General features: G+C 35.1%; 20 protein-coding genes. 15 read left to right on the top strand and 5 right to left on the bottom strand.

The genetic code is table 11. The features are described from left to right. The first annotated feature begins 226 nt into the window (after positions 1-226). Together CIGNP85_RS05750 and CIGNP85_RS08535 are read left to right on the top strand one after the other, a co-directional pair. Positions 227-583 (top strand): MGMT family protein, encoded by a 357-nt coding sequence (locus CIGNP85_RS05750; protein ID WP_086228340.1) that lies wholly within the window; start codon positions 227-229, stop codon positions 581-583. A gap of 120 nt (positions 584-703) precedes the next feature. After that, the gene (locus CIGNP85_RS08535; protein ID WP_236845600.1) at positions 704-2,170 is read left to right on the top strand and encodes a hypothetical protein; all 1,467 of its coding nucleotides are present in this window, start codon (positions 704-706) and stop codon (positions 2,168-2,170) included. 220 nt (positions 2,171-2,390) lie between these two features. On the opposite strand, the gene ilvD is transcribed toward CIGNP85_RS08535, so the two are convergent. Genes ilvD through CIGNP85_RS05725 form a run of 4 tightly spaced genes read right to left on the bottom strand, consistent with a single transcriptional unit; the run spans position 2,391 to position 8,459 of the window. Next, positions 2,391-4,064 (bottom strand): dihydroxy-acid dehydratase, encoded by a 1,674-nt coding sequence (gene ilvD, locus CIGNP85_RS05740; protein WP_086233448.1) that lies wholly within the window; start codon positions 4,062-4,064, stop codon positions 2,391-2,393. 9 nt (positions 4,065-4,073) lie between these two features. After that, the gene (nhaA, locus tag CIGNP85_RS05735; protein WP_086287367.1) at positions 4,074-5,249 is read right to left on the bottom strand and encodes a Na+/H+ antiporter NhaA; all 1,176 of its coding nucleotides are present in this window, start codon (positions 5,247-5,249) and stop codon (positions 4,074-4,076) included. Further along, positions 5,246-6,832, bottom strand: a complete 1,587-nt coding sequence (recJ, locus tag CIGNP85_RS05730; RefSeq protein WP_086241438.1) for a single-stranded-DNA-specific exonuclease RecJ — start codon at positions 6,830-6,832, stop codon at positions 5,246-5,248. The genes nhaA and recJ overlap by 4 nt, the downstream gene beginning before the upstream one ends. Then, a complete protein-coding gene (locus CIGNP85_RS05725) occupies positions 6,822-8,459 on the bottom strand; it encodes a CTP synthase (protein WP_086287365.1) in 1,638 nt (545 codons plus the stop codon). The genes recJ and CIGNP85_RS05725 overlap by 11 nt, the downstream gene beginning before the upstream one ends. 517 nt (positions 8,460-8,976) lie before the next feature. Between CIGNP85_RS05725 and CIGNP85_RS08360 the strand changes: the two genes are divergently transcribed. The 13 genes from CIGNP85_RS08360 (at position 8,977) to CIGNP85_RS05660 (ending at position 18,285) form a co-directional block, all read left to right on the top strand. Next, a complete protein-coding gene (locus CIGNP85_RS08360; RefSeq protein WP_179187382.1) occupies positions 8,977-9,126 on the top strand; it encodes a hypothetical protein in 150 nt (49 codons plus the stop codon). Between the two features lie 48 nt (positions 9,127-9,174). After that, positions 9,175-10,314: an ABC transporter substrate-binding protein gene (locus CIGNP85_RS05715; RefSeq protein WP_236845599.1), complete on the top strand. Its 1,140-nt coding sequence runs from the start codon at positions 9,175-9,177 to the stop codon at positions 10,312-10,314. Beyond that, the gene (locus tag CIGNP85_RS05710; RefSeq protein ID WP_086228334.1) at positions 10,311-11,312 is read left to right on the top strand and encodes a FecCD family ABC transporter permease; all 1,002 of its coding nucleotides are present in this window, start codon (positions 10,311-10,313) and stop codon (positions 11,310-11,312) included. The genes CIGNP85_RS05715 and CIGNP85_RS05710 overlap by 4 nt, the downstream gene beginning before the upstream one ends. Continuing rightward, positions 11,293-12,072: an ABC transporter ATP-binding protein gene (locus CIGNP85_RS05705; protein ID WP_236845037.1), complete on the top strand. Its 780-nt coding sequence runs from the start codon at positions 11,293-11,295 to the stop codon at positions 12,070-12,072. Before CIGNP85_RS05710 ends, CIGNP85_RS05705 begins: the two co-directional genes overlap by 20 nt. A gap of 13 nt (positions 12,073-12,085) precedes the next feature. Next, complete coding sequence (locus CIGNP85_RS05700) at positions 12,086-12,631, top strand: DJ-1 family glyoxalase III (protein ID WP_086244047.1); 546 nt, start codon at positions 12,086-12,088, stop codon at positions 12,629-12,631. A gap of 121 nt (positions 12,632-12,752) precedes the next feature. Next, positions 12,753-13,577: a polyphosphate kinase 2 gene (ppk2, locus tag CIGNP85_RS05695; protein ID WP_179187284.1), complete on the top strand. Its 825-nt coding sequence runs from the start codon at positions 12,753-12,755 to the stop codon at positions 13,575-13,577. Positions 13,578-13,622: 45 nt separating this feature from the next. Beyond that, positions 13,623-14,099: a 3-isopropylmalate dehydratase small subunit gene (locus CIGNP85_RS05690; RefSeq protein WP_086224921.1), complete on the top strand. Its 477-nt coding sequence runs from the start codon at positions 13,623-13,625 to the stop codon at positions 14,097-14,099. A gap of 8 nt (positions 14,100-14,107) precedes the next feature. Further along, complete coding sequence (gene leuB, locus CIGNP85_RS05685) at positions 14,108-15,178, top strand: 3-isopropylmalate dehydrogenase (protein ID WP_086224920.1); 1,071 nt, start codon at positions 14,108-14,110, stop codon at positions 15,176-15,178. After that, on the top strand, positions 15,175-15,426 hold the full coding sequence (locus CIGNP85_RS05680; protein WP_086224919.1) for a hypothetical protein: 252 nt from the start codon (positions 15,175-15,177) through the stop codon (positions 15,424-15,426). The genes leuB and CIGNP85_RS05680 overlap by 4 nt, the downstream gene beginning before the upstream one ends. Further along, positions 15,423-15,959: a CiaD-like domain-containing protein gene (locus CIGNP85_RS05675; RefSeq protein WP_086270124.1), complete on the top strand. Its 537-nt coding sequence runs from the start codon at positions 15,423-15,425 to the stop codon at positions 15,957-15,959. The genes CIGNP85_RS05680 and CIGNP85_RS05675 overlap by 4 nt, the downstream gene beginning before the upstream one ends. Beyond that, the gene (locus CIGNP85_RS05670; protein ID WP_086268570.1) at positions 15,919-17,013 is read left to right on the top strand and encodes a CCA tRNA nucleotidyltransferase; all 1,095 of its coding nucleotides are present in this window, start codon (positions 15,919-15,921) and stop codon (positions 17,011-17,013) included. The genes CIGNP85_RS05675 and CIGNP85_RS05670 overlap by 41 nt, the downstream gene beginning before the upstream one ends. Further along, the gene (locus CIGNP85_RS05665; RefSeq protein WP_086287361.1) at positions 17,000-17,845 is read left to right on the top strand and encodes a Ppx/GppA phosphatase family protein; all 846 of its coding nucleotides are present in this window, start codon (positions 17,000-17,002) and stop codon (positions 17,843-17,845) included. The genes CIGNP85_RS05670 and CIGNP85_RS05665 overlap by 14 nt, the downstream gene beginning before the upstream one ends. After that, a complete protein-coding gene (locus tag CIGNP85_RS05660; protein ID WP_086243185.1) occupies positions 17,842-18,285 on the top strand; it encodes a GatB/YqeY domain-containing protein in 444 nt (147 codons plus the stop codon). The genes CIGNP85_RS05665 and CIGNP85_RS05660 overlap by 4 nt, the downstream gene beginning before the upstream one ends. 28 nt (positions 18,286-18,313) lie before the next feature. Here CIGNP85_RS05660 and CIGNP85_RS05655 read toward each other — a convergent pair whose 3' ends face one another. Continuing rightward, complete coding sequence (locus CIGNP85_RS05655; RefSeq protein WP_086226029.1) at positions 18,314-19,054, bottom strand: SIMPL domain-containing protein; 741 nt, start codon at positions 19,052-19,054, stop codon at positions 18,314-18,316. Positions 19,055-19,444 lie beyond the last annotated feature (390 nt).

Genomic DNA, 19,444 nt, shown 5'->3' with positions numbered 1-19,444 from the left:
ACCAAAAAGCCCAAAATATCAAAAATCATCTAAGTTACAAGCTAGGAAATGCCCTTATAAAAGCTCATAAACAATGGTATAAAGGCGGATATATCAAATTTATATTTGAAGCTATAAAAATCAAAAAAGAGTATAATAAAACTAAAATATAGCTTTAAATTAAATTGTTTAGATAAAATATTTAAGCTTTTTAAGTAGAATTTCCCTTGTGATAGCAAAACCTTAAATGATATTTAAGGATTATGAGGTGGTGATGAGCTTTAATCAAGAAGTCTATAATTTGTTAAGATTGATACCAAAAGGCAAGGTGGTTACATACTCTCAGATTGCGCTGTGTTTGGGTAATGTGAAGTTGGCTAGGGCTGTTGGCAACGCTCTACACAATAATCCCAACCCAAAGCTATACCCTTGCCACAGAGTGGTAAATCGCAAAGGTGAGTTATCTAAGGCATTTGCGTTTGGTGGGAGTGGGGCGCAGATGAAAATGCTAGTTGATGAGAATACCCAATTTGATAGATTTAATCGTGTTAGGCTCGATATTTGCGGGTTTGATATTGAGAAATTTATAAAGTCTCAAAGCTAGATGAATTGTTATAATCTTAATTTATTATTAAATATTTCTATTAGTTTTAATTTATAATTTTATTTTTTTTTTTTTTGATAAACTGCCTGCTTTTGAAATTGAATTTGAAAAGTTGGCAAAATGAAAAATATCATACTTCTTGGTGGCAGCAACTCTGTGATGGTAAATGGACTACAAAAAGGTCTTAGAGAGTATGCGAATGTGACAAATTTGGCTTTAGGCGGTACTACTTCTTTACAAAATTTATATGAATTAAAACGAGAAAAAAATCAAGAAGCCATTAAAAATGCTGATTTGATAGTAACTGAATCTGTGATTAACGAATTAGATAATCATAATATTATAGAAAACCTTCCTTTAGAGATAATATTTAAAAATTTACAATATTTATACGCAACTTTATATGAGCTTAAAAAGCCGGTTTGTATATTGATTTTACCTTATAGGACTAGAGATTATCAAATAATTATCAATATGCATAGATTTTTGGCTAATTATTTTTGGTTAAATATTATAGATATGCAAAGTTATTATGAAAAAAGCGAGATAATCCAGTTTGGTAATAAATTTGGCCCTCATCAGCTTGCTGTAGTTAATCGATATGTCGGCAAAGAGATTGCTAAAAATATTGATTGCTTTAAAATTTCAAATAAGAATTTAGATCTCAATCTACCTGAATTTAAGATATTAACCCCACAAGATATGAAAAGAGTGGGGAATTTTAAGATTTTCAATCCTAAAAATTCAATGTATGACGAGATTGTTTATAGGTTAGAAGGTGGTAATTATTTGAGTTTTGAAGGGTATGAAGGGTATCAAATTATTGGAATGCATAGTTGGAATTTGGAAATCAATGGAGAGATAACAAAATTAAATTGGGGTCAAACAGTATTGCATTGTGCTTCTATACATTTAAAAAATAAGGATAAGAATATTGTTAAGCCAACTTCAAAGTTTAATATAGTTTGCGAAATACATGCTGAGCCGATAATAGATAGTAGTTTGATAATTAAATTTAATGATGAAAACTTAGAAAATAGTGAATTTTATATTCTCGCTCGTCCAAATACCCCAAATAGCGTATCTTTACCATACTTCGATTTAATCGCATTTTTCTTATGTAAGCCAAATCCAAAAATGAAATTATTTGATTTAAGCCTTATCCCAAGTGATAAAGATATAGAGATTGATAGGGATATAGACCGCTCTTATCTGATACCAAATATCGTATTTTTCAAAGATTCTATGGAGTTTATAGATGAGTATATAGGGCATTTGTATCCTAATATCACAAAACACATTGATAGCGTTCTAAGCCCACAAATCATAAATAGGCTTAAAGAGCAGTTAGCTACGCCATCGCAACCTGCTCAACCAGCCACACCACAACCGATCTCGCAAGAGCAGATAAACTTACTCAAAGAAGAGATAAATAAAAAAGATAAGGCTATAAAAGAATTTAGCGATAAATTGAGCTCGCAAGAAGCTAGTCTAAAATCAACAAACGAGAGCCTACGCAAAAAGGATATGGAGATCAAAAATTTAGAAATAACTAACCAAAAAGCCCAAAATATCAAAATCATCTAAGCTATAAGTTAGGAAATGCCCTTATAAAAGCTCATAAACAATGGTATAAAGGTGGATATATCAAATTTATATTTGAAGCTATAAAAATCAAAAAAGAGCATAATAAAACTAAAATATAGCTTTAAATCAAATTTTTAGATAAAAATTAAGCTTATATAGGTTGATATAAGCTTAAGATCAAATCTAAAATTTAGCCCCCCCCAAAAAGGGCTAAATCTTCTCACGCTTCTAAAATCGCTCCATTACTTGCGTTGGTAACTAGCTTTTGGTATTGTCTTAGCCAGCGACTATCTACCTTTTTGCCAGCGTATTTCCACTCTTTTTTTCTAGCGTTGATCTCATCATCGCTTAAGCGAACATTTATGCTGTATTTATCTACATCAATATCGATGATATCGCCATCTTTTAATAATCCTATCATACCGCCCTCAGCAGCTTCAGGGCTTACATGGCCGATACTTAGACCTCTAGTGGCACCGCTAAAGCGTCCATCAGTGATAAGCGCTACATCAGCCCCAAGCCCACGCCCCATTATAAGGCTAGTTGGACTTAGCATCTCTTGCATTCCTGGGCCACCTTTTGGCCCTTCGTACCTTAAAACAACCACATCGCCCTTTTTGACCTTGCCACTACTGATGCCTTCTATGGCTTCATCTTGAGAGTTAAAGCAGATCGCTTTGCCGCTAAATTGTCTTGAACCGACTATTCCAGCAGTTTTTATCACGCAGCCTTGCTCGGCTAAATTGCCAAATAAAATAGCTAGGCCGCCTACTTTTGAGTAGGCGTTTGCTACTGTGTGAATGATATTTTGATCCAAAATTTCAGCATTTTTGACCCTATCGCCTAAGCTCTCGCCACTTATAGTAAGAGCGTCTAAATTTAGCAATTTATCATCAAATTTAGCTATCTCATTTATAACCGCACTTAGCCCACCAGCCTTGGCTATATCTTCCATATGTACACTAGGTAGGCTCGGGGCGATTTTGGCTATATGTGGAACACTTCGACTAATATCATTTAATTTTGCTATATCTAGTGGTGCGCCAGCTTCACGGCTGATGGCAAGCATGTGTAAAATTGTATTTGAGCTACCACCCATTGCCATATCTACGACCATTGCGTTGTGGATGGATTTGGTATTTATGATATTTTTGATTTTATATCTCTCATCAAGGGCGATTTGGCAGATTCTTTTGGCGGCTTTTCTGATTAGCTCTTCTCGTTCTTTGGTTAGAGCTAGGATAGTTCCATTGCCCTCTAATGCCACGCCCATCGCTTCACAAAGGGTATTCATAGAATTGGCTGTAAACATCCCAGAGCAGCTACCGCCACCAGGACAGGCGTTACACTCTATATGTTTAAGCTCTTTTTCATCTATTTGCTTTGTCTCATACGCCCCAACAGCTTCAAAAGCTGAATTTAAATCCAAGGCCTCACCCCTAAGCCCAACTCCAGCAGCCATTGGCCCACCGCTTATAAATATAGTTGGCACATTTACTCTTAAAGCCCCCATAAGCATTCCAGGGACGATTTTATCGCAGTTTGGCATACAAACTAGCGCATCAAGGCAGTGAGCATTCATTACGGTTTCAACTGAATTTGCTATTATCTCACGGCTTGGGAGAGAGTAGAGCATACCGCCATGCCCCATAGCGATACCATCATCTACGCCGATACAGTTAAACTCAAAAGGCACGCAGCCATTTTTGCGAATTTCATCTTTTAGGATTTTAGAGTATTTATCCAAGAAAAAATGCCCTGGAATTATCTCTATAAAGCTATTTGCCACGCCTATAAAAGGCTTATCAAAATCCTCATCTCTAAGCCCAGTTGCCCTTAGTAGCGATCTGTGTGGGGTTTTGGTATAGCCTTTTTTGATATTGTCACTTCTCATTTTATCTCCTTAATCTATATTCTTTTTTGGCTTACATAGTAAAAATAGATAGATATATCCTACCACTCCAGCGACAAAACTAGCCAGTAATATCGCTAATTTATCAGCGTGATAAAATACCGGGCTATCATTATAAGCCAAAGCGCCTACAAATAAACTCATTGTAAAGCCAATTCCAGTTAATATACAAACTCCATAAAATTGCAGCCAATTTGCCCCATCAGGAAGCTTGGCAAAGCCTAATTTGATAAAGATAAAGCTAAATAAAAATACCCCTAATTGCTTACCAAAAAATAGGCCAAAAAATATACCCATACCGACTGAATTTATAAGCTGCTTAGGATCAACTCCAGCTAGGCTGACTCCAGCATTGACAAAGGCAAAAATCGGCAAGATAAAGTAGCTTGTAACGCCGTGAAGATCCTTTTCAAGGTCTTTTAGCATACTTGTGCCAGCACTATCTCTCATAGGGATGAAAAATGCGGCTAAAACTCCAGCTATGGTAGCATGGACGCCACTTTTTAACACGCTAAACCAAAGGATTAAGGTAAATAGCAAAAATATCGATTTTTTATTTACTTTTAAGCGGTTTAGGATAAATAAAATAATTAAGCAAATAAATGAAATTCCAAGTGAAGTAGTAGATAGCTCAGTTGTGTAAAATAGCGCTATAATCACGATCGCACAAAGATCATCTATAATAGCTAAGGTTAGCAAAAATATCTTTAAAGAGCTAGGCACTCTATTGCCAAGAAGCATAAGCACCCCAAGAGCAAAGGCAATATCAGTAGCAGTAGGTATCGCCCATCCTCTTATAGCAAACTCGTCACTATAATTAAACCCCCAAAATATTAAAGCAGGACAGATAACTCCGCCAAGCGCTCCAATTATTGGAAGTGCTATTTGTCTAGGATTGGATAGTTCACCTTCTACAATTTCACGCTTTAATTCTAATCCCACAACAAAGAAAAATACCGCCATAAGGCCGTCATTTACCCATAAAATTAGCGGTTTAGCTAGGGTAAATTCTCTAAATCCGATGCTAAATTCAGATCTTAAAATCTCTTGATAGAAGTGGCTTAAAATGCCATTTTGAAATACCAAGGCCAAAATCGTAGCAACAATTAGCAAAACGCCGCTAAAGCTCTCATGCTTTACAAAGGTTTTGATAAAATTTAATTTCATTTTTGCTCCTGTCTTATAATCTCTTTTATTAGTAGTTGAGGGATGATTAACCCACGAAATGAATTTTTAGCAATTGTTACTAAGATATCAATACTCTCACCACTTTTTGGTAAGTAGTCAAAGTTAAAAAATATCGCTTCTAGTGTTTTATTATCTTTTTGTAAAATAATTTTTAGGTGAGATTCCTCCTTGCCAATTTTCTTAGCTGATTTTACCATTGCGCCTTTTAGCTCAAAAAGAGGGCGTGGATTTTTCTGTCCATACGGCTCAAAAAATTCCAAAATCTCTATTAGCTCATAATCAATCGCTTCAGGGTTAATCTGTCCTAAAACCTCATCATTTGTGCTAAAATCATATAGTTCTTGCAAAAAGCAAGATTGATTTATTGCAGTTTTAAATTTGTTTAAATTAGCACTTTCTATCACTATTCCAGCAGCGCCTTTATGCCCGCCATATCCACATAGTAAAGACTCTTGAGAGGCAATTAGTGAAAGAATATCAAATTTACCAACACTCCTAGCACTACCTTTGGCCTTATCTCCATCTATACTAAAGACAATTGCAGGTTTTTTATACTTTTTAGCCAAGCGACTTGCGACAATTCCGATAACTCCCTCGTGCCACTCATTACCCCATGTAACGATAATATCTTCATTTTCATCTATATCATTTTGGCTAGATTCAAAAAGCGCTTTTTCTTGAGCTTTGCGTGAGGCATTGAATTCGCAAATTTTATCTAGATATCCATTGGCTTCTTTTAAATTTCTAGAGCGTAAAAACTCATATGATATGGTTGCATCATCTATTCTGCCTGCTGAGTTTATTAGAGGAGCAATTAAAAAGCTAATATCATCAAATTCAAATTTTTCTTTATTATAGTAATTTTTTATCGCTTCAAAACAGGCTCTTTTGCTAGAGTTTATCCGTGCTAAACCTAAACGGACTAAAATTCTATTTAAATCTCTTAATTCCATCATATCTGCTATTATAGCTAGAGTTAAAAGATCAAGAAATTTGGCCATATCATAGTTTCTTAGTTCACATACCTCTTTTAGTGCGCCAATTAAATACCATGCTACTTGAGCGCCACAAATTTCGATATTTGGAAATGGGCAGTTAGCTTGCTTTGGATTGATTATTGCATATGCTTCTGGTAGTGTAGGAAGTGGCATATGGTGATCAGTGATGATTAAATCAATCCCTTTTGCTTTACAAATTTTAGCAGCTTCAATAGCGCTAATTCCATTATCTACTGTGATGATTAAAGTGGCATTTTCTAATTCGTTTATAATCTCTTCATTTAATCCATAGCCATCTTTAAATCTATTTGGAATTTTGATAATAAAGTTAGCAGACATATCAGTTAAAAACTCAGCCATTATAGCTGTGCTTACGATCCCATCTACATCATAATCGCCTACTACTGCTATTAGCTCATCGTTTTGGATGGCTTCTTTGATTCTTTTGGCCGCCTTGAAAGTATCTTTTAACTCGCAAGGCAGTGGAATTTCGGAGAGTTTAGTATGGATATCGTTACTAAAACGACTACTTAATAGCTCTTTGATTGCCTCTTTATCTAGCATTTTTATATTCTATTCCAGCTTTTATAAATCCTAGTATTGCAGGGTTTGGCTTGGTTAATCTAGATGTAAATTCTGGATGAAACTGAACGCCTAAGAAAAATGGATGATCTTTGATCTCTACAGCTTCTATAAGTCCATCACTCTCACCGCTTACTATTAGGCCGGCTTTTTCAAATTCGGCTCTATATTTTGGATTTGCTTCATATCTATGGCGGTGACGCTCTTTGATCTTAGTTGTATTGTTGTATACTTTTGCTAGCAATGAGCCTTTTAATACATTGCACTCATATCCGCCAAGTCTCATAGTGCCACCAAGTGGGCTTGTGTGAGTTCTTAGCTGTTTATTTCCATTTGCATCAATAAAGCTATCTATTAGATATATAATAGGATTTTTGCAATTCTCATCAAATTCGATTGAGTTTGCATCTTCTAATTTTAGTACATTTTTAGCAAATTCTATCATGCTAAGTTGCATTCCAAGGCAGATTCCTAGATATGGGATTTTGTTTTCTCTAGCGAATTTGATAGCTTCTATTTTGCCACTTACGCCACGAGGCCCAAAGCCTCCAGCGACCAAGATAGCATCGCAATCTTTTAATGTTTCAGCAACATTATTAGAATCTATTTTTTCACTATCACACCATTGTATATTTACTTTTGTATCTAAATTGGCTCCAGCATGAATAATGCTTTCAGTTAAGCTTTTATAGCTCTCTTTTAAATCTATATATTTGCCCACAAATGCAAGATTAACCTCTGTGCTAGGAGCTATTACTCTTTTTACTAGATTATCCCAGTTTTGCATATTTGGCTTAGGATTTTTAAGATTTAAATTTTGAGCTATTGGCTCAAGGATATTTTGATTTAAAAAGCTTAATGGGACTTGGTATATGCTTTGCATATCTGGGCTTTCTATGACTGCATTTCTTTCTATACCACAGCTTGCTGCTATTTTATCTTTTAGCTCTCTATTTAGTGGCATTTCAGTGCGACAAATGATCATATCTGGGCTAATACCTATGCGTCTTAATTCGCCTACGCTGTGCTGAGTTGGCTTGGTTTTTAGCTCGCCAGCTACCTTGATATATGGCACTAATGTCAAGTGGATAAACATCCCATTTGATCTTCCCACTTCGCTTCTAAGTGCTCTAATAGCCTCTAAAAATGGAAGACCTTCGATATCGCCTACAGTTCCACCTATTTCCACTATTAAAATATCATTGCCTTCACCAGCTTTTTTAATACGATCTACTATATCGCCTACGATATGTGGGATAACTTGTATAGTCTTTCCTAGGTAATCACCACGACGCTCACGCTCTATAACTGAGCTATAAACCTTACCAGTTGTAAAGTTATTATCTTGAGATAGATCCTCATCTAAAAATCTCTCATAATGCCCTAAATCTAGATCTGTCTCAGCGCCATCATCAGTGACAAAGACCTCGCCATGTTCAAGTGGGCTCATAGTTCCAGGATCGACATTTATATATGGATCTGCTTTTAGCATACTAACCTTATAGCCTACATTTTTAAGCAGTGTAGCAATGCTTGCTGCTGCGATACCTTTGCCTAAACTACTTAATACTCCACCTGTAACAAATATATATTTCGTCTCTTTACTCATAACTATTCCTTGATTAATTGGGTGATTATATCAAAATTATTTTTACTATCTGATTAAAAATTATAAACTAAATTTAATTTTTGACAATTTTATCTATTTGGTGTGAGTGATTTTGAATTAATCAATCATGTTGATAAAAGTATAATTGGCGATGTGTATATGTAGGCGTGATTGATAGTGCAATAAATAAAGATCATCCAAGTTTGCAAGGACAAGTTCAAGAGAAAATTTATTCTGAATATAGAGGTTCTCAATTACTGGCGGTGTATATAAAAAGAAGTATACTATTTTTTATATTGATCGAGATATCCCAATTAAGCCAGATGGAAGTATTGATTATAAGCAAGTTGATGCTGATTTGATGGCTTTGGATTATTGGGATTTTTACGATGATTTATTATTAAGTACTATACCAACAATTGGCAGCGATTATGCTGGAGTTCAAAAAATTACAAAAGAAGAGCTATTTGGTTAGGGGATTTTAGATATCGATAAGGCTTGAAATAGTATCGGAATTTTGGACGCAAATAGATTGAGCGATAGCGATGTTAAAAGCGATATAACCGGTTCTAATGAAGTTTATTACTCTAATTCAACTGTCCGTCCTGGTAATGCTGATCTAACTGACTTAACAGTTAAACGCTATATTTTAGGCTTTTTAGCCTAAATTTAATTATTAAAAGATATAATCTTACATTTATTTTAAGGAGTTTTTGTGAGATTTATTATTTTTTTTATGTTTTTAGCTAGCTATGCTTTTGGTATTAGTGTTACTGATATGCGTGGTAAAACCGTACAAATTCCATCAAATTTAAATAGAATAGCTACTATTAGCGATGGCTTTGTTGAGAGTGTTATGACGCACCTTGGTGAGATTCGCAGAGTCAGCGCAATTGCGTCTTGGTCGCTAAAGCGTGATTATAGATATAAGATTCAAGGCATAAACGAAGAGCTTGAATTTACTGGATTAAATACTATGAGAGCTATGCATCCATGGCTTGATACTTTGCCATGCTTTAACTCACCTCAAGGTAATATTATCAACTATGAAACCCTAATGCAATCAGCCCCGCAACTTATTATAGTTCGAGTAGGGGATTGTACTATTGGTGGAGCAGATAAGGCGGCATTAGAAAAAACATTATCTATACTAGAAGCCTCCAAAATTCCTTTAGTTGTACTATACTCGCCTACATATACTAAAAATTTAGCTACGATAAAAGATGAAATGAGAATCATTGGTGAGATTTTTGGAAAGAGTGAGCAAACCTTAAAACTCTATGAGTATTTAGTTGGGATTGAGAATTTAATAAAATCTCGCACCCAAACTGCTACAAATCAGCCAAAAATGCTATATCTAGGCCTAAGTCTAGCAGCTAAGAAAAATGGCGCTAGTGGTATCACATATGGAATTGATACTCCAGAATCTCAGCTCTTAACTACTACTATAAATGCTCAAAACGCATTTAATTTGGCTAAAGGCTCTAGGATAATGATTAGTGCAGAACAGATATATGCGCTTGAACCTGATGTTATATTGCTACCTACATATAATGGCTATCATCCAACATTTGAACTTTATGAAAATGAGAGTTATGCTAATTTACGTGAGTTAAAGGCTGTGCGCCAAAAACGAGTATATTCACTTCCATGGACGCCGATGAACTGCTCAAGGCGTCTAGAATATCCTTTGGAGCTTTTAATAATTGCAAAAGCAGCGCATCCAGATAAATTTACTGATATAAATATTGGCAACTTTGCGCTAGAGTTTTACCAAAAATTATATGGGGTAGATATAGAGGCTGCTAAAATGCTTCGTTCAGCACAAATTTTGGATTGGACTGAGCAGTTTTGAGAGTTTTTTTAGTTGTAGTTTTGCTCTTTGTTTTATTAATTTGCGCATCAATTTTTGCCTTGCTTAGTGGAAATTTATCTCTAAGCGTAGCTGATGTGATGGGCGTGATTGCTTATAAGCTTTTTGGAATAGGAGAGCTAAGTGCAACTGGAGAGATTGTAGTATGGAATCTTAGAGTGCCTAGGATTTTAATAGCGATTTTAGTAGGAGTTTCTTTAGCGTGTGCTGGAGCGATTTATCAAAGTATTTTTAGAAATCCTTTAGTTGAGCCATTTATCTTAGGGGCTAGTTCTGGGGCTAGCTTTGGGGCTAGTCTCGCGATTTTATTGCCAAGCATCTTTTTTTCACTTGAACTTAGTGCTTTTACTTTTGGACTTTTGGCGGTATTTTTAGCCTATACTTTAGCTTTTGAAAGAGGTGTTACAAATAGTGTTGCACTTGTGCTTTCAGGGGTTATTGTGGGGGCGATTTTTAGTTCGCTTGTTGGAATTATGAAGTATTTAAGCGAGGATGCTCAATTAAGAGAGATTACATTTTGGATGATGGGTGGACTATATCACGCTAGTTGGGATGATATAGCTGTAAATGGACTATTTGGTATACCGTGTTTTATCATTGCTTTTGCTCTTTCGTGGAAGCTAAATTTGCTTAGCCTTGGCGATGAAGAGGCTAGATCGCTAGGTGTAAATCCACAAATTTATAAAGCCATTTTTATCGTTATAGCAACTTTGCTTAGTGCTTTAAGCGTAGCAAGTGTAGGGATTATAGCGTGGATTGGACTAATGATGCCGCATGCTGCTAGAATGCTAGTAGGTGCTGATAATAGAGTGATTTTACCTGTAGCTGGACTGATGGGAGCGATTTATTTGCTGCTTTGTGATACTTTATCTAGGACACTAAGCAGCGGAGAAATTCCTGTAGGGATTATTGTTTCGCTACTTGGGGCGCCGTTTTTACTATGGATTTTAAAGGTTAGAAGTGCAAAACTATTTGGATAAATTTATAGTTGAAAATCTTAAATTTAGCTATGGAAATAACCAAATTTTGTGTGGAATTTCATTTGAGCTTGAGCGTGGGGATTTGCTTGGATTGATGGGATCAAATGGTAGCGGTAAAACCACATTGATACGCTCTCTTTTGGGATTTTTAAATGCTAGTTATTATGAGTATAAAATATTTGGAAGTGAGTTTAAAAGTCTTAAAATTAGTCAAATTTCAAGATTAATATCCTATGTTCCTCAAGCCCATAATCTACCATTTAATTATACTCTTTTTGATATGGTCTTAATGGGAAAAAGGCCGCATTTTGGCGGGGTTTTTGGTTTTAGTAAAGATGATATAAAAGTTGTAGAAAACGCTATGGATATTGTTGGAATTTTGCCTTTAAAAGATAAGAGTTTTAGCTCTCTTAGTGGCGGACAAAAGCAGCTAGGATTAATAGCTAGAGCCATAGCTCAAGACTCGCCTATAATGATTTTAGATGAGCCAACTAGTGCGTTAGATTTTAATAATCAAATTTTGATTTGGAAAACTATGCACGCCTTAGCAAAAAATGGTAAAATTATAATAATTTGCAGCCATGAGCCAAATCATATATTTTGGTTTGCCTCTAAGGTTTTAGCTATTAAAGATGGAAAGGCTTTAGCATTTGGCAAAAGTGAGATAATAAATGAGATTTTATTAGAACAAATTTATGGAGCAAACTATAAAATTTGCTCCTTAGCAAATCAAAAAATAATATACTATTCAATCAATTAATAAAGGAGAAAAAATGGCAAAAGTAGCTGTGATGATGGCAAATGGTTTTGAAGAGATTGAAGCGCTTAGCGTGGTTGATATTTTACGCAGAGCTGGTGTAGAGACTAGTATGGTAGCACTTGATAACTCTTTAGAAGTAATCGGTGCGCATGGCGTAAGTTTAAAAGCTGATGTATTATTTAATGAGTATGATTTTGCTAGTGCTGATATGATTGTTTTACCTGGAGGGCTTCCTGGAGCAGAATATCTAGCCAAAAGTGATAAACTTGGTAAAAAATTAAAAGAAGCCAAAGCAAATAACAAGAAGTTAGCAGCTATTTGCGCAGCTCCTTGGGCGCTTAGCACTGCTGAGGTTTTAGGTAGTGAATATACTTGTTATCCAGGATTTGAAGATACAGTAAATCACTCTGGATATAGGGCTGATAAAAATGTCGTAATAGATGGAAATATCATCACCTCAAGAGGTCCAGCTACGGCTATGGAGTTTGCTTTAATGCTTGTTCGTGAGCTATGTGGCGAGCAAAAATATAGCGAACTAAAATCTGGGCTTTTAGCCTAATTTTTAGCTTAAAAAATATAGTTGCATTTTTTGTCTTTCTATATTAAATTTGCTAAATTTTTGCTAAATTTAATATAAAAAATTATAGAATATTAAAATTTTTATCTACGGAGGTAATACATTGAGTATCCAAGAAGATTTTGTAACCATTAAAGTCAAAAAATCAAAACTAAAATATGAAGAAGAGCTTAAAAAACTTCAGGTTGAATTTTTAAAATTTCAAACATATGTTAAAAAAGAGGGCTTAAAAGTCTTAATAATTTTTGAGGGTCGTGATGCTTCTGGTAAGGGCGGTACGATAAAAAGATTAATCGAACACGTAAACCCAAGGGGATGTCGTGTGGTTGCGCTTGAAAAACCAAGTGATGTTGAAAGAACTCAGTGGTATTTCCAACGCTATGTTGATCATTTGCCAAGCGCTGGAGAGATTGTAATCTTTGATAGAAGCTGGTATAACAGAGCTGGAGTTGAGCCTGTTATGGGATTTTGTACGCAAGAAGAGCATAGGGAGTTTTTACGCCAAGTTCCTAAATTTGAAGAGATGATAGTAAGCTCAGGGATTATTTTATTTAAGTTTTATTTCTCAGTATCAAAAGATGAGCAAAAAAGACGCTTTAAAGAGCGCAACACTGACCCATTAAAACAGTATAAACTCTCACCAGTTGATGAAAAGAGTCAAGAATTATGGGATCAATATACAATTGCTAAATACTCAATGCTATTAGCTTCAAATACTCCATATGCGCCTTGGTCAATCATTGTAAGCAATGATAAGAAAAAGGCTAGAATAAATGTATTTAAGCATATTTTAAGTAATGTAAATTATGATAACAAAATTAGCCAAAAAGAGCTAAAAGTAGATAATGAAATTTATAGAAGCGGAAGCGCTGAAATCCAAAAAATGGAAGAAAATTTCAACCAAGAACACATTAAAGCTAGGGATTAAGGTTAATTTGTTATAATACAACCTAAAATTTTATCAAGGAAAAATATGTCAAAAGTATGGAAATTCGGTGATAATATTGACACAGATGTCATAATAGCAGCTAGATACCTAAATACTAGCGATCCAGAAATTTTAGCTAAGTATGTAATGGAAGATGCAGATAAGGAATTTAGCTCTAAGGTTAAAGCTGGCGATTGCATTGTAGCCGGTGAAAACTTTGGTTGTGGAAGTAGTCGTGAACACGCTCCAATAGCGATTAAAGCAGCTGGAATAAGTGTCGTAATCGCTAAATCATTTGCTAGGATTTTTTATAGAAATAGCTTTAATACAGGTCTATTGATACTTGAGTGTGCTCAAACTGATAGTATTAATGAAGGCGATGAATTAGAAATTGATTATAGTGGTGGAATTATTAAAAATTTAAGCCAAAATTGCGAGTATAAATTTGAACCAATTCCTGAATTTATGCAAGAACTAGTAAAGTCTGGCGGACTAATTAACTACGCTAAAAGCACTCTTTAAGGATATTTATGAAAAGTTATAATATTTGTGTAATAAAAGGCGATGGAATCGGCCCAGAGATCGCCGATGAGGCTATAAAAGTTCTTGATAGTGTGAGTGCTAAATTTAATTTTGAATTAAATTATGAGTACTATTTGATGGGTGGGGCAGCAATAGATGTCTTTGGTGAGCCTCTTCCTGATGAGACGTTAAATGGTGCTAGAAAAAGCGATGCGGTACTTTTTGGTGCGATTGGTGGCGAAAAATGGGATAATCTACCTAGACATCTTCGCCCAGAGAGTGGGCTATTAAAGCTTAGAAAATCACTAAACGCATATGCAAATTTGCGTCCAGCAATGATATATGATGAGCTTATTAACGCCTCAACATTAAAAGCTGAGGTTATAAAGGGTGTAGATATCTTAGTTGTTAGAGAGCTAACTGGTGGATTATACTTTGGTCAGCCTAGAGAAAAGCTCGAAGATAGAGCCTATAACACAATGACTTATACAGTTAGCGAGATTGAAAGAATTGCTAAAATTGCCTTTGAAGCAGCGATGAAAAGACGTAAAAAAGTTTGTATGGTAGATAAGGCAAATGTACTTGAAACTAGTCAATTATGGCGTGAAGTAACAGCAAAAGTAGCACAAAATTACCCAGATGTAACGCTTGAGTATATGTATGTAGATAATGCAGCTATGCAGCTTGTACGATATCCAACTGGATTTGATGTTATTTTGACTGAAAATTTATTTGGAGATATTTTAAGCGATGAGGCTAGTATGGTTTGTGGCTCTATTGGTCTTCTTCCAAGTGCTTCAATGGGTGGTGATGTAGGAATCTATGAGCCAATCCATGGAAGTGCTCCAGACATAGCTGGACAAGGTATTGCTAATCCTATAGCTATGATTCTTTCAGCTGCAATGATGTTAAGATATGCCTTAGGCGAAAATGAAGCAGCAAACTGCATAGAAAACGCTATAAAAGCTGTATTAAAAGATGGCTATAGAACCAAAGATATCGCTAAATTTGACGCAGTTGAGATCTGTACAACTAGTGAAATCGGCTCAATTATTAGTGACTATATCAAAAAACAATGAGAGGCACAATTACAGAGGCTCTGATTTACGAAAATCAAGGGCTAAGAGATGAGGCTCTAGAGGTTTATAAAAATATTTTAATGCGTGATCCAAACAATCAAGAAGCACGCTCAGCTATTAGACGGCTAAGTGGTCTAAAGCGCAAAAATGGCGAGACAAATGAACAGATGCTAGAGTTTTATCTAAATTTAAAAGAAAACGATGATGCTGGTATAAGAGAATTTAAAAGGTGGTTGATAAAGATATGAGATTAGAAGATATTGCCAAGCTTACTATTGATGAGGTAAATGCTCAACTACAAGGCACAAGCAGTGCTGTGCCTAAAAATGGCTTTATCGTTGAAGAAGCAAGCGATAATGATGAATCTAATGAGTTAAGGCGTGAGTTTGATTTTAATCAAGAACCTCGTCAAACTATGCAGCCTCAGTTTAAAGCTCAAACTATAGCGCAAAAAGAGGCTGCTAAGAAAAATGCTATGGAGATAAAGGAGATGCTAGCTTCTAGAGTCGCATCTATTGATACTTCAGAACCATTAAGATCAAGACCGCAGCCAAAGCCGCAACTCCAACCACAAGCCCAGACAAGACCACAAGCACAAAAAAATCTTGGATCAAGCGAGATGTTATATCTACAAGGACTAAAAGAGAGAATTGGCGTGCTATTTGAGGGGCTAAATAGCGCTGATAGTAGCAATAGGGAATTTAGGATGGATATGACGATTAAATTTTTGGAATTTATGCTTGCTAGTATCGACAATAGGCTATCAAATCTCTCAAAATAGCGATTTTGACGAACTTAAAAAATTACTTTTAAACCATACAAAACGAGCCTACTTAGTTGGCGGATCGGTGCGTGATGCTATACTAGGAATTGGCTCAAAAGATTATGATATTGAGATTTACGATATTACGCCAGATAAATTTGATGCCCTGATGCAAGAGTGCGGTGCTGTAGGTGTGGGTAAGAGCTATTTTGTCTATAAGTTAAAAAACTATGATCTAAGTCTGCCACGAACTGAATCTAAAAGCGGATATGGTCATAAGGGTTTTAGTGTAGAGTATTGCAATGATGAACGCATAGCTAGCGCACGCAGAGATTTTACAATAAATTCAATTATGGTAAATATATTTAGCGGTGAGGTATTGGATTTTTGGGGTGGCGTGAGTGATTTAATGGCTAAAAGATTAAGAGTTACTAACCCTAAAACTTTTAGCGATGATAGTTTACGAGTACTTCGTGGAGTTCAGTTTGCTGCTAGATTTGATTTGGTTTGTAATAGCGATAGTCTTAAGATTATGCAAAAAATAGATATAAGCGATTTAAATGCTAACCGTATATATTTAGAGCTTGAAAAGTTTTTTATAGCTAAATTTAAAAGACGTGCAATGGAGTTACTTAGTGAGCTTGGGTTAGATTTAAAGCTTTTTGGCGTGGAGTTTGATGAGCGATTTATACAACAAATTTCAAATAAAATTCACACTCATAAGGCTTCATTTTTATACCATTTAATTAACTATTATGCTATTGATGGCAAATCTCTTATCTCTAGACTTGCTTTGCCAAATTGCTATTCTATATCTTATAAACAGCCATTTTTAAGGCGAGTAAGTAAATTTGAACTACTTAAAATCGCCCTTGATATGCCGCTTTGTCAGTGGCTTGGGCTTGATAGCAAAGCTAGAATTAAGATGGCAAAGGATTTGGGAATTTATGATTGTAAATTCTCACCGCATATTGATACCACCAGTATCAAGACAACTGGCAAGGCTTATGGCGATGAGCTAAAACGACTTAGAATTCAAGCTATAAAGGATTATTTAAATGATTGCAATTGATCTTGGAAGCAACACAATTAGAGCTTGTAAAATGGAGTTGCTTAGTAGCGGTTTGTTTGAGTGTGTTTATAGCTTTGAGCGGATAGTTGGTTCAGCTCGTGGGCTAAGCCATACTGGATTAGCCATAGATGCTATGGAGCGCATTAGAACAGCAGTGGCTCAGCTTTGTACTGAGGCGTCATTTAGCTCTAGTATAGCAGTAGCGACTGAGGCTTTTAGACAAGCAGCAAATTCGGCTGAATTTTTTAGGGATATTAGGGCTGAATTTGGTATTGAATTTAATATTATTAGTGGTGAAGTTGAAGCATATTTAACCCGTTTAGGTGTAGAAAATCGTGCTAAAATTTTAAATCTTAATCTAAAAGATTCTCTTTTAATCGATCTTGGTGGAGCTAGTACAGAGATTAGTTTTGGCGAGGTAAGTCGTAGTTTTAGCTTTGGGATTATCACAGCTCTTGAGAGTGATAAGAGGGCTGAGATATCAATGGCTATAGAGTTTATTAAGCAGTTTAAATTTAACAATATTATTTTAACTTCTGGCGTACCTACAACAGTTGCAGCGCTTAAGCAAGGGTTAAATTATGCTAATTATAGAGCAGATTTGATAAATGGAGTGCAGATTAAAAATACAGATTTAAACTGGGCGGCAAATTTGCTAAAAACTATACCAAATAAAGATGAGCTAGTAGGTAAAAATCGTGCCGATTTGATTGTTAAAGGGTGTGAGATTTTATCAAATTTAGTAGGGTTTAGCCCATGTATAGTGATTGATGATGGTTTGCGAGAGGGTCTTTTTATAACAAAAAAATTAAATTTAAAGGAGATAAAATGAGCGTAAAAGCACAAATTTTAAATGATATAAAAGCAGCGATGAAAGCTGGAAATAGTTTTGAGAGAGATACCTTGCGTATGATAAACTCGGCATTTAAGCAGATTGAAGTTGATGAGAGAGTGGAGCTAGATGATGCTAGAATCTTTACAATTTTACAAAGCGAGATTAAGCGTCGCAATGAATCAGCCACGCAGTATAAAAACGGCGGTAGAGATGACCTAGCACAAAAGGAGCTTGGCGAGATAGAGATAATCTCTAGATATCTACCAAAACAGCTTAGCGATGACGAATTAAATACTAAAATATCCGAGCTGATAGCGCAAAATAACTTAAATGGGATTAAGGATTTAGGTGCATTGATGAAGTTAGCCAAAGAGGCTATCGGCTCAGCATGCGATGGTAAGCGTATGAGCGAAGCGGCTAAAAAGGCACTTTCATAATTTAAATTTGCCCCATTTAGGGGCTTCATTATTTGCAGTTATATGTGGCTGTTGCCGATAGGGTTTGGGTATGTTTAGACTCTATTGGCGTTTGGGTTGATTTTAGGTTTGCATATACTGCTGGGTGGCTAGTTCCGGTAAAATCAACGCTATTTAATACACAATTTTTACCAAGCTCATTTGAGTAAAGCTGTGCTTTTTGCATAGCGTTATTTAATACTTTAATGTGTAGTAGCTCGTTATTTTGTGTTGATATGGCATCTGATACTGATGGAGTTATGGCTGGTAGATTAATGCTTATAAACTCATTGTTTTTTAATAGCGTATTTAATTGAGTAATTAAGTTATCATATTTATCAATGCTATTTTTATCAAATTTACATCCAATATCAAAGTTTATAAGCTGTCCGGTGATGATTCTAGCACCATCGTTATAGCTATAGCTTGGATTTATTGAGTAGGTAGAAGCTTTACAAATTTGACTATCTTTGGCTAATTTTAACGCCTTATCAAGTGTAGCAGTGATAATTTCTAGCTCATTTGGAGCTATTTGGTCTTTGGTACGCAAAGCATTTGTAGATTCTAAGCTAATATTTGCACTAAATTGATCTGGAATAAACTCCACGCTCTGTGTAATTGTGCGATTAAATTTAAGCTCTTTATCGCTAAACTGATTTTGAGATAAAAACTTAGCATCAAATACCACACCAGCGATGAATACTATAAGCACAGCCAAAGCAAAAAGCGACTTAAAAAGAAGATTTAACATACTTATCCTTATTTTTAAAATAATTTAGTATTTTACAGCTAAAAATAAAATATTTGGTTAAATTTATACCGCTTAGCTTGTTACTCAAGCTAAGCGGTATTTTTCTCAAAAAAATTACTTAAAAAACCATCTAACATTATATTAACTTCAAATGGGTTTAAATTTATATTTTTTGTATTTAAATTTTTTGAAATATTTAGATATACGATATATAAATTATACTTTTTAGTTTTTATTATTCAGTTTATATTTTGTTTAATATATTATAATTTGTAACTCTATTTTACATAAGGATAGAAATGGCGAGCAAAGATGAACGAATAGCTAAAATTTATGAAATATTATCTCAAAATAGCCAAAATATTACAGAACTTGCTAATAAGCTAAATG

This window comes from Campylobacter sp. P0085, assembly GCF_002139495.1.
Taxonomy (GTDB): Bacteria; Campylobacterota; Campylobacteria; order Campylobacterales; family Campylobacteraceae; genus Campylobacter; species Campylobacter devanensis.
The sequence above is the reverse complement of the archived record's forward strand: the minus strand, read 5'-3'. Positions and strand labels throughout refer to the sequence as shown.

Bases quoted from the DNA above. Each gene is read 5' to 3' on its own strand.
- CIGNP85_RS05690 (WP_086224921.1), top strand. From the start codon at position 13,623: ATGTCAAAAGTATGGAAATTCGGTGATAATATTGACACAGATGTCATA.
- CIGNP85_RS05750 (WP_086228340.1), top strand. From the start codon at position 227: ATGATATTTAAGGATTATGAGGTGGTGATGAGCTTTAATCAAGAAGTC.
- leuB (WP_086224920.1), top strand. From the start codon at position 14,108: ATGAAAAGTTATAATATTTGTGTAATAAAAGGCGATGGAATCGGCCCA.
- recJ (WP_086241438.1), bottom strand. From the start codon at position 6,832: ATGCTAGATAAAGAGGCAATCAAAGAGCTATTAAGTAGTCGTTTTAGT.
- CIGNP85_RS08535 (WP_236845600.1), top strand. From the start codon at position 704: ATGAAAAATATCATACTTCTTGGTGGCAGCAACTCTGTGATGGTAAAT.
- CIGNP85_RS05725 (WP_086287365.1), bottom strand. From the start codon at position 8,459: ATGAGTAAAGAGACGAAATATATATTTGTTACAGGTGGAGTATTAAGT.
- ilvD (WP_086233448.1), bottom strand. From the start codon at position 4,064: ATGAGAAGTGACAATATCAAAAAAGGCTATACCAAAACCCCACACAGA.
- CIGNP85_RS05660 (WP_086243185.1), top strand. From the start codon at position 17,842: ATGAGCGTAAAAGCACAAATTTTAAATGATATAAAAGCAGCGATGAAA.
- CIGNP85_RS05665 (WP_086287361.1), top strand. From the start codon at position 17,000: ATGATTGCAATTGATCTTGGAAGCAACACAATTAGAGCTTGTAAAATG.
- CIGNP85_RS05700 (WP_086244047.1), top strand. From the start codon at position 12,086: ATGGCAAAAGTAGCTGTGATGATGGCAAATGGTTTTGAAGAGATTGAA.
- CIGNP85_RS05655 (WP_086226029.1), bottom strand. From the start codon at position 19,054: ATGTTAAATCTTCTTTTTAAGTCGCTTTTTGCTTTGGCTGTGCTTATA.
- nhaA (WP_086287367.1), bottom strand. From the start codon at position 5,249: ATGAAATTAAATTTTATCAAAACCTTTGTAAAGCATGAGAGCTTTAGC.
- CIGNP85_RS05675 (WP_086270124.1), top strand. From the start codon at position 15,423: ATGAGATTAGAAGATATTGCCAAGCTTACTATTGATGAGGTAAATGCT.
- CIGNP85_RS05680 (WP_086224919.1), top strand. From the start codon at position 15,175: ATGAGAGGCACAATTACAGAGGCTCTGATTTACGAAAATCAAGGGCTA.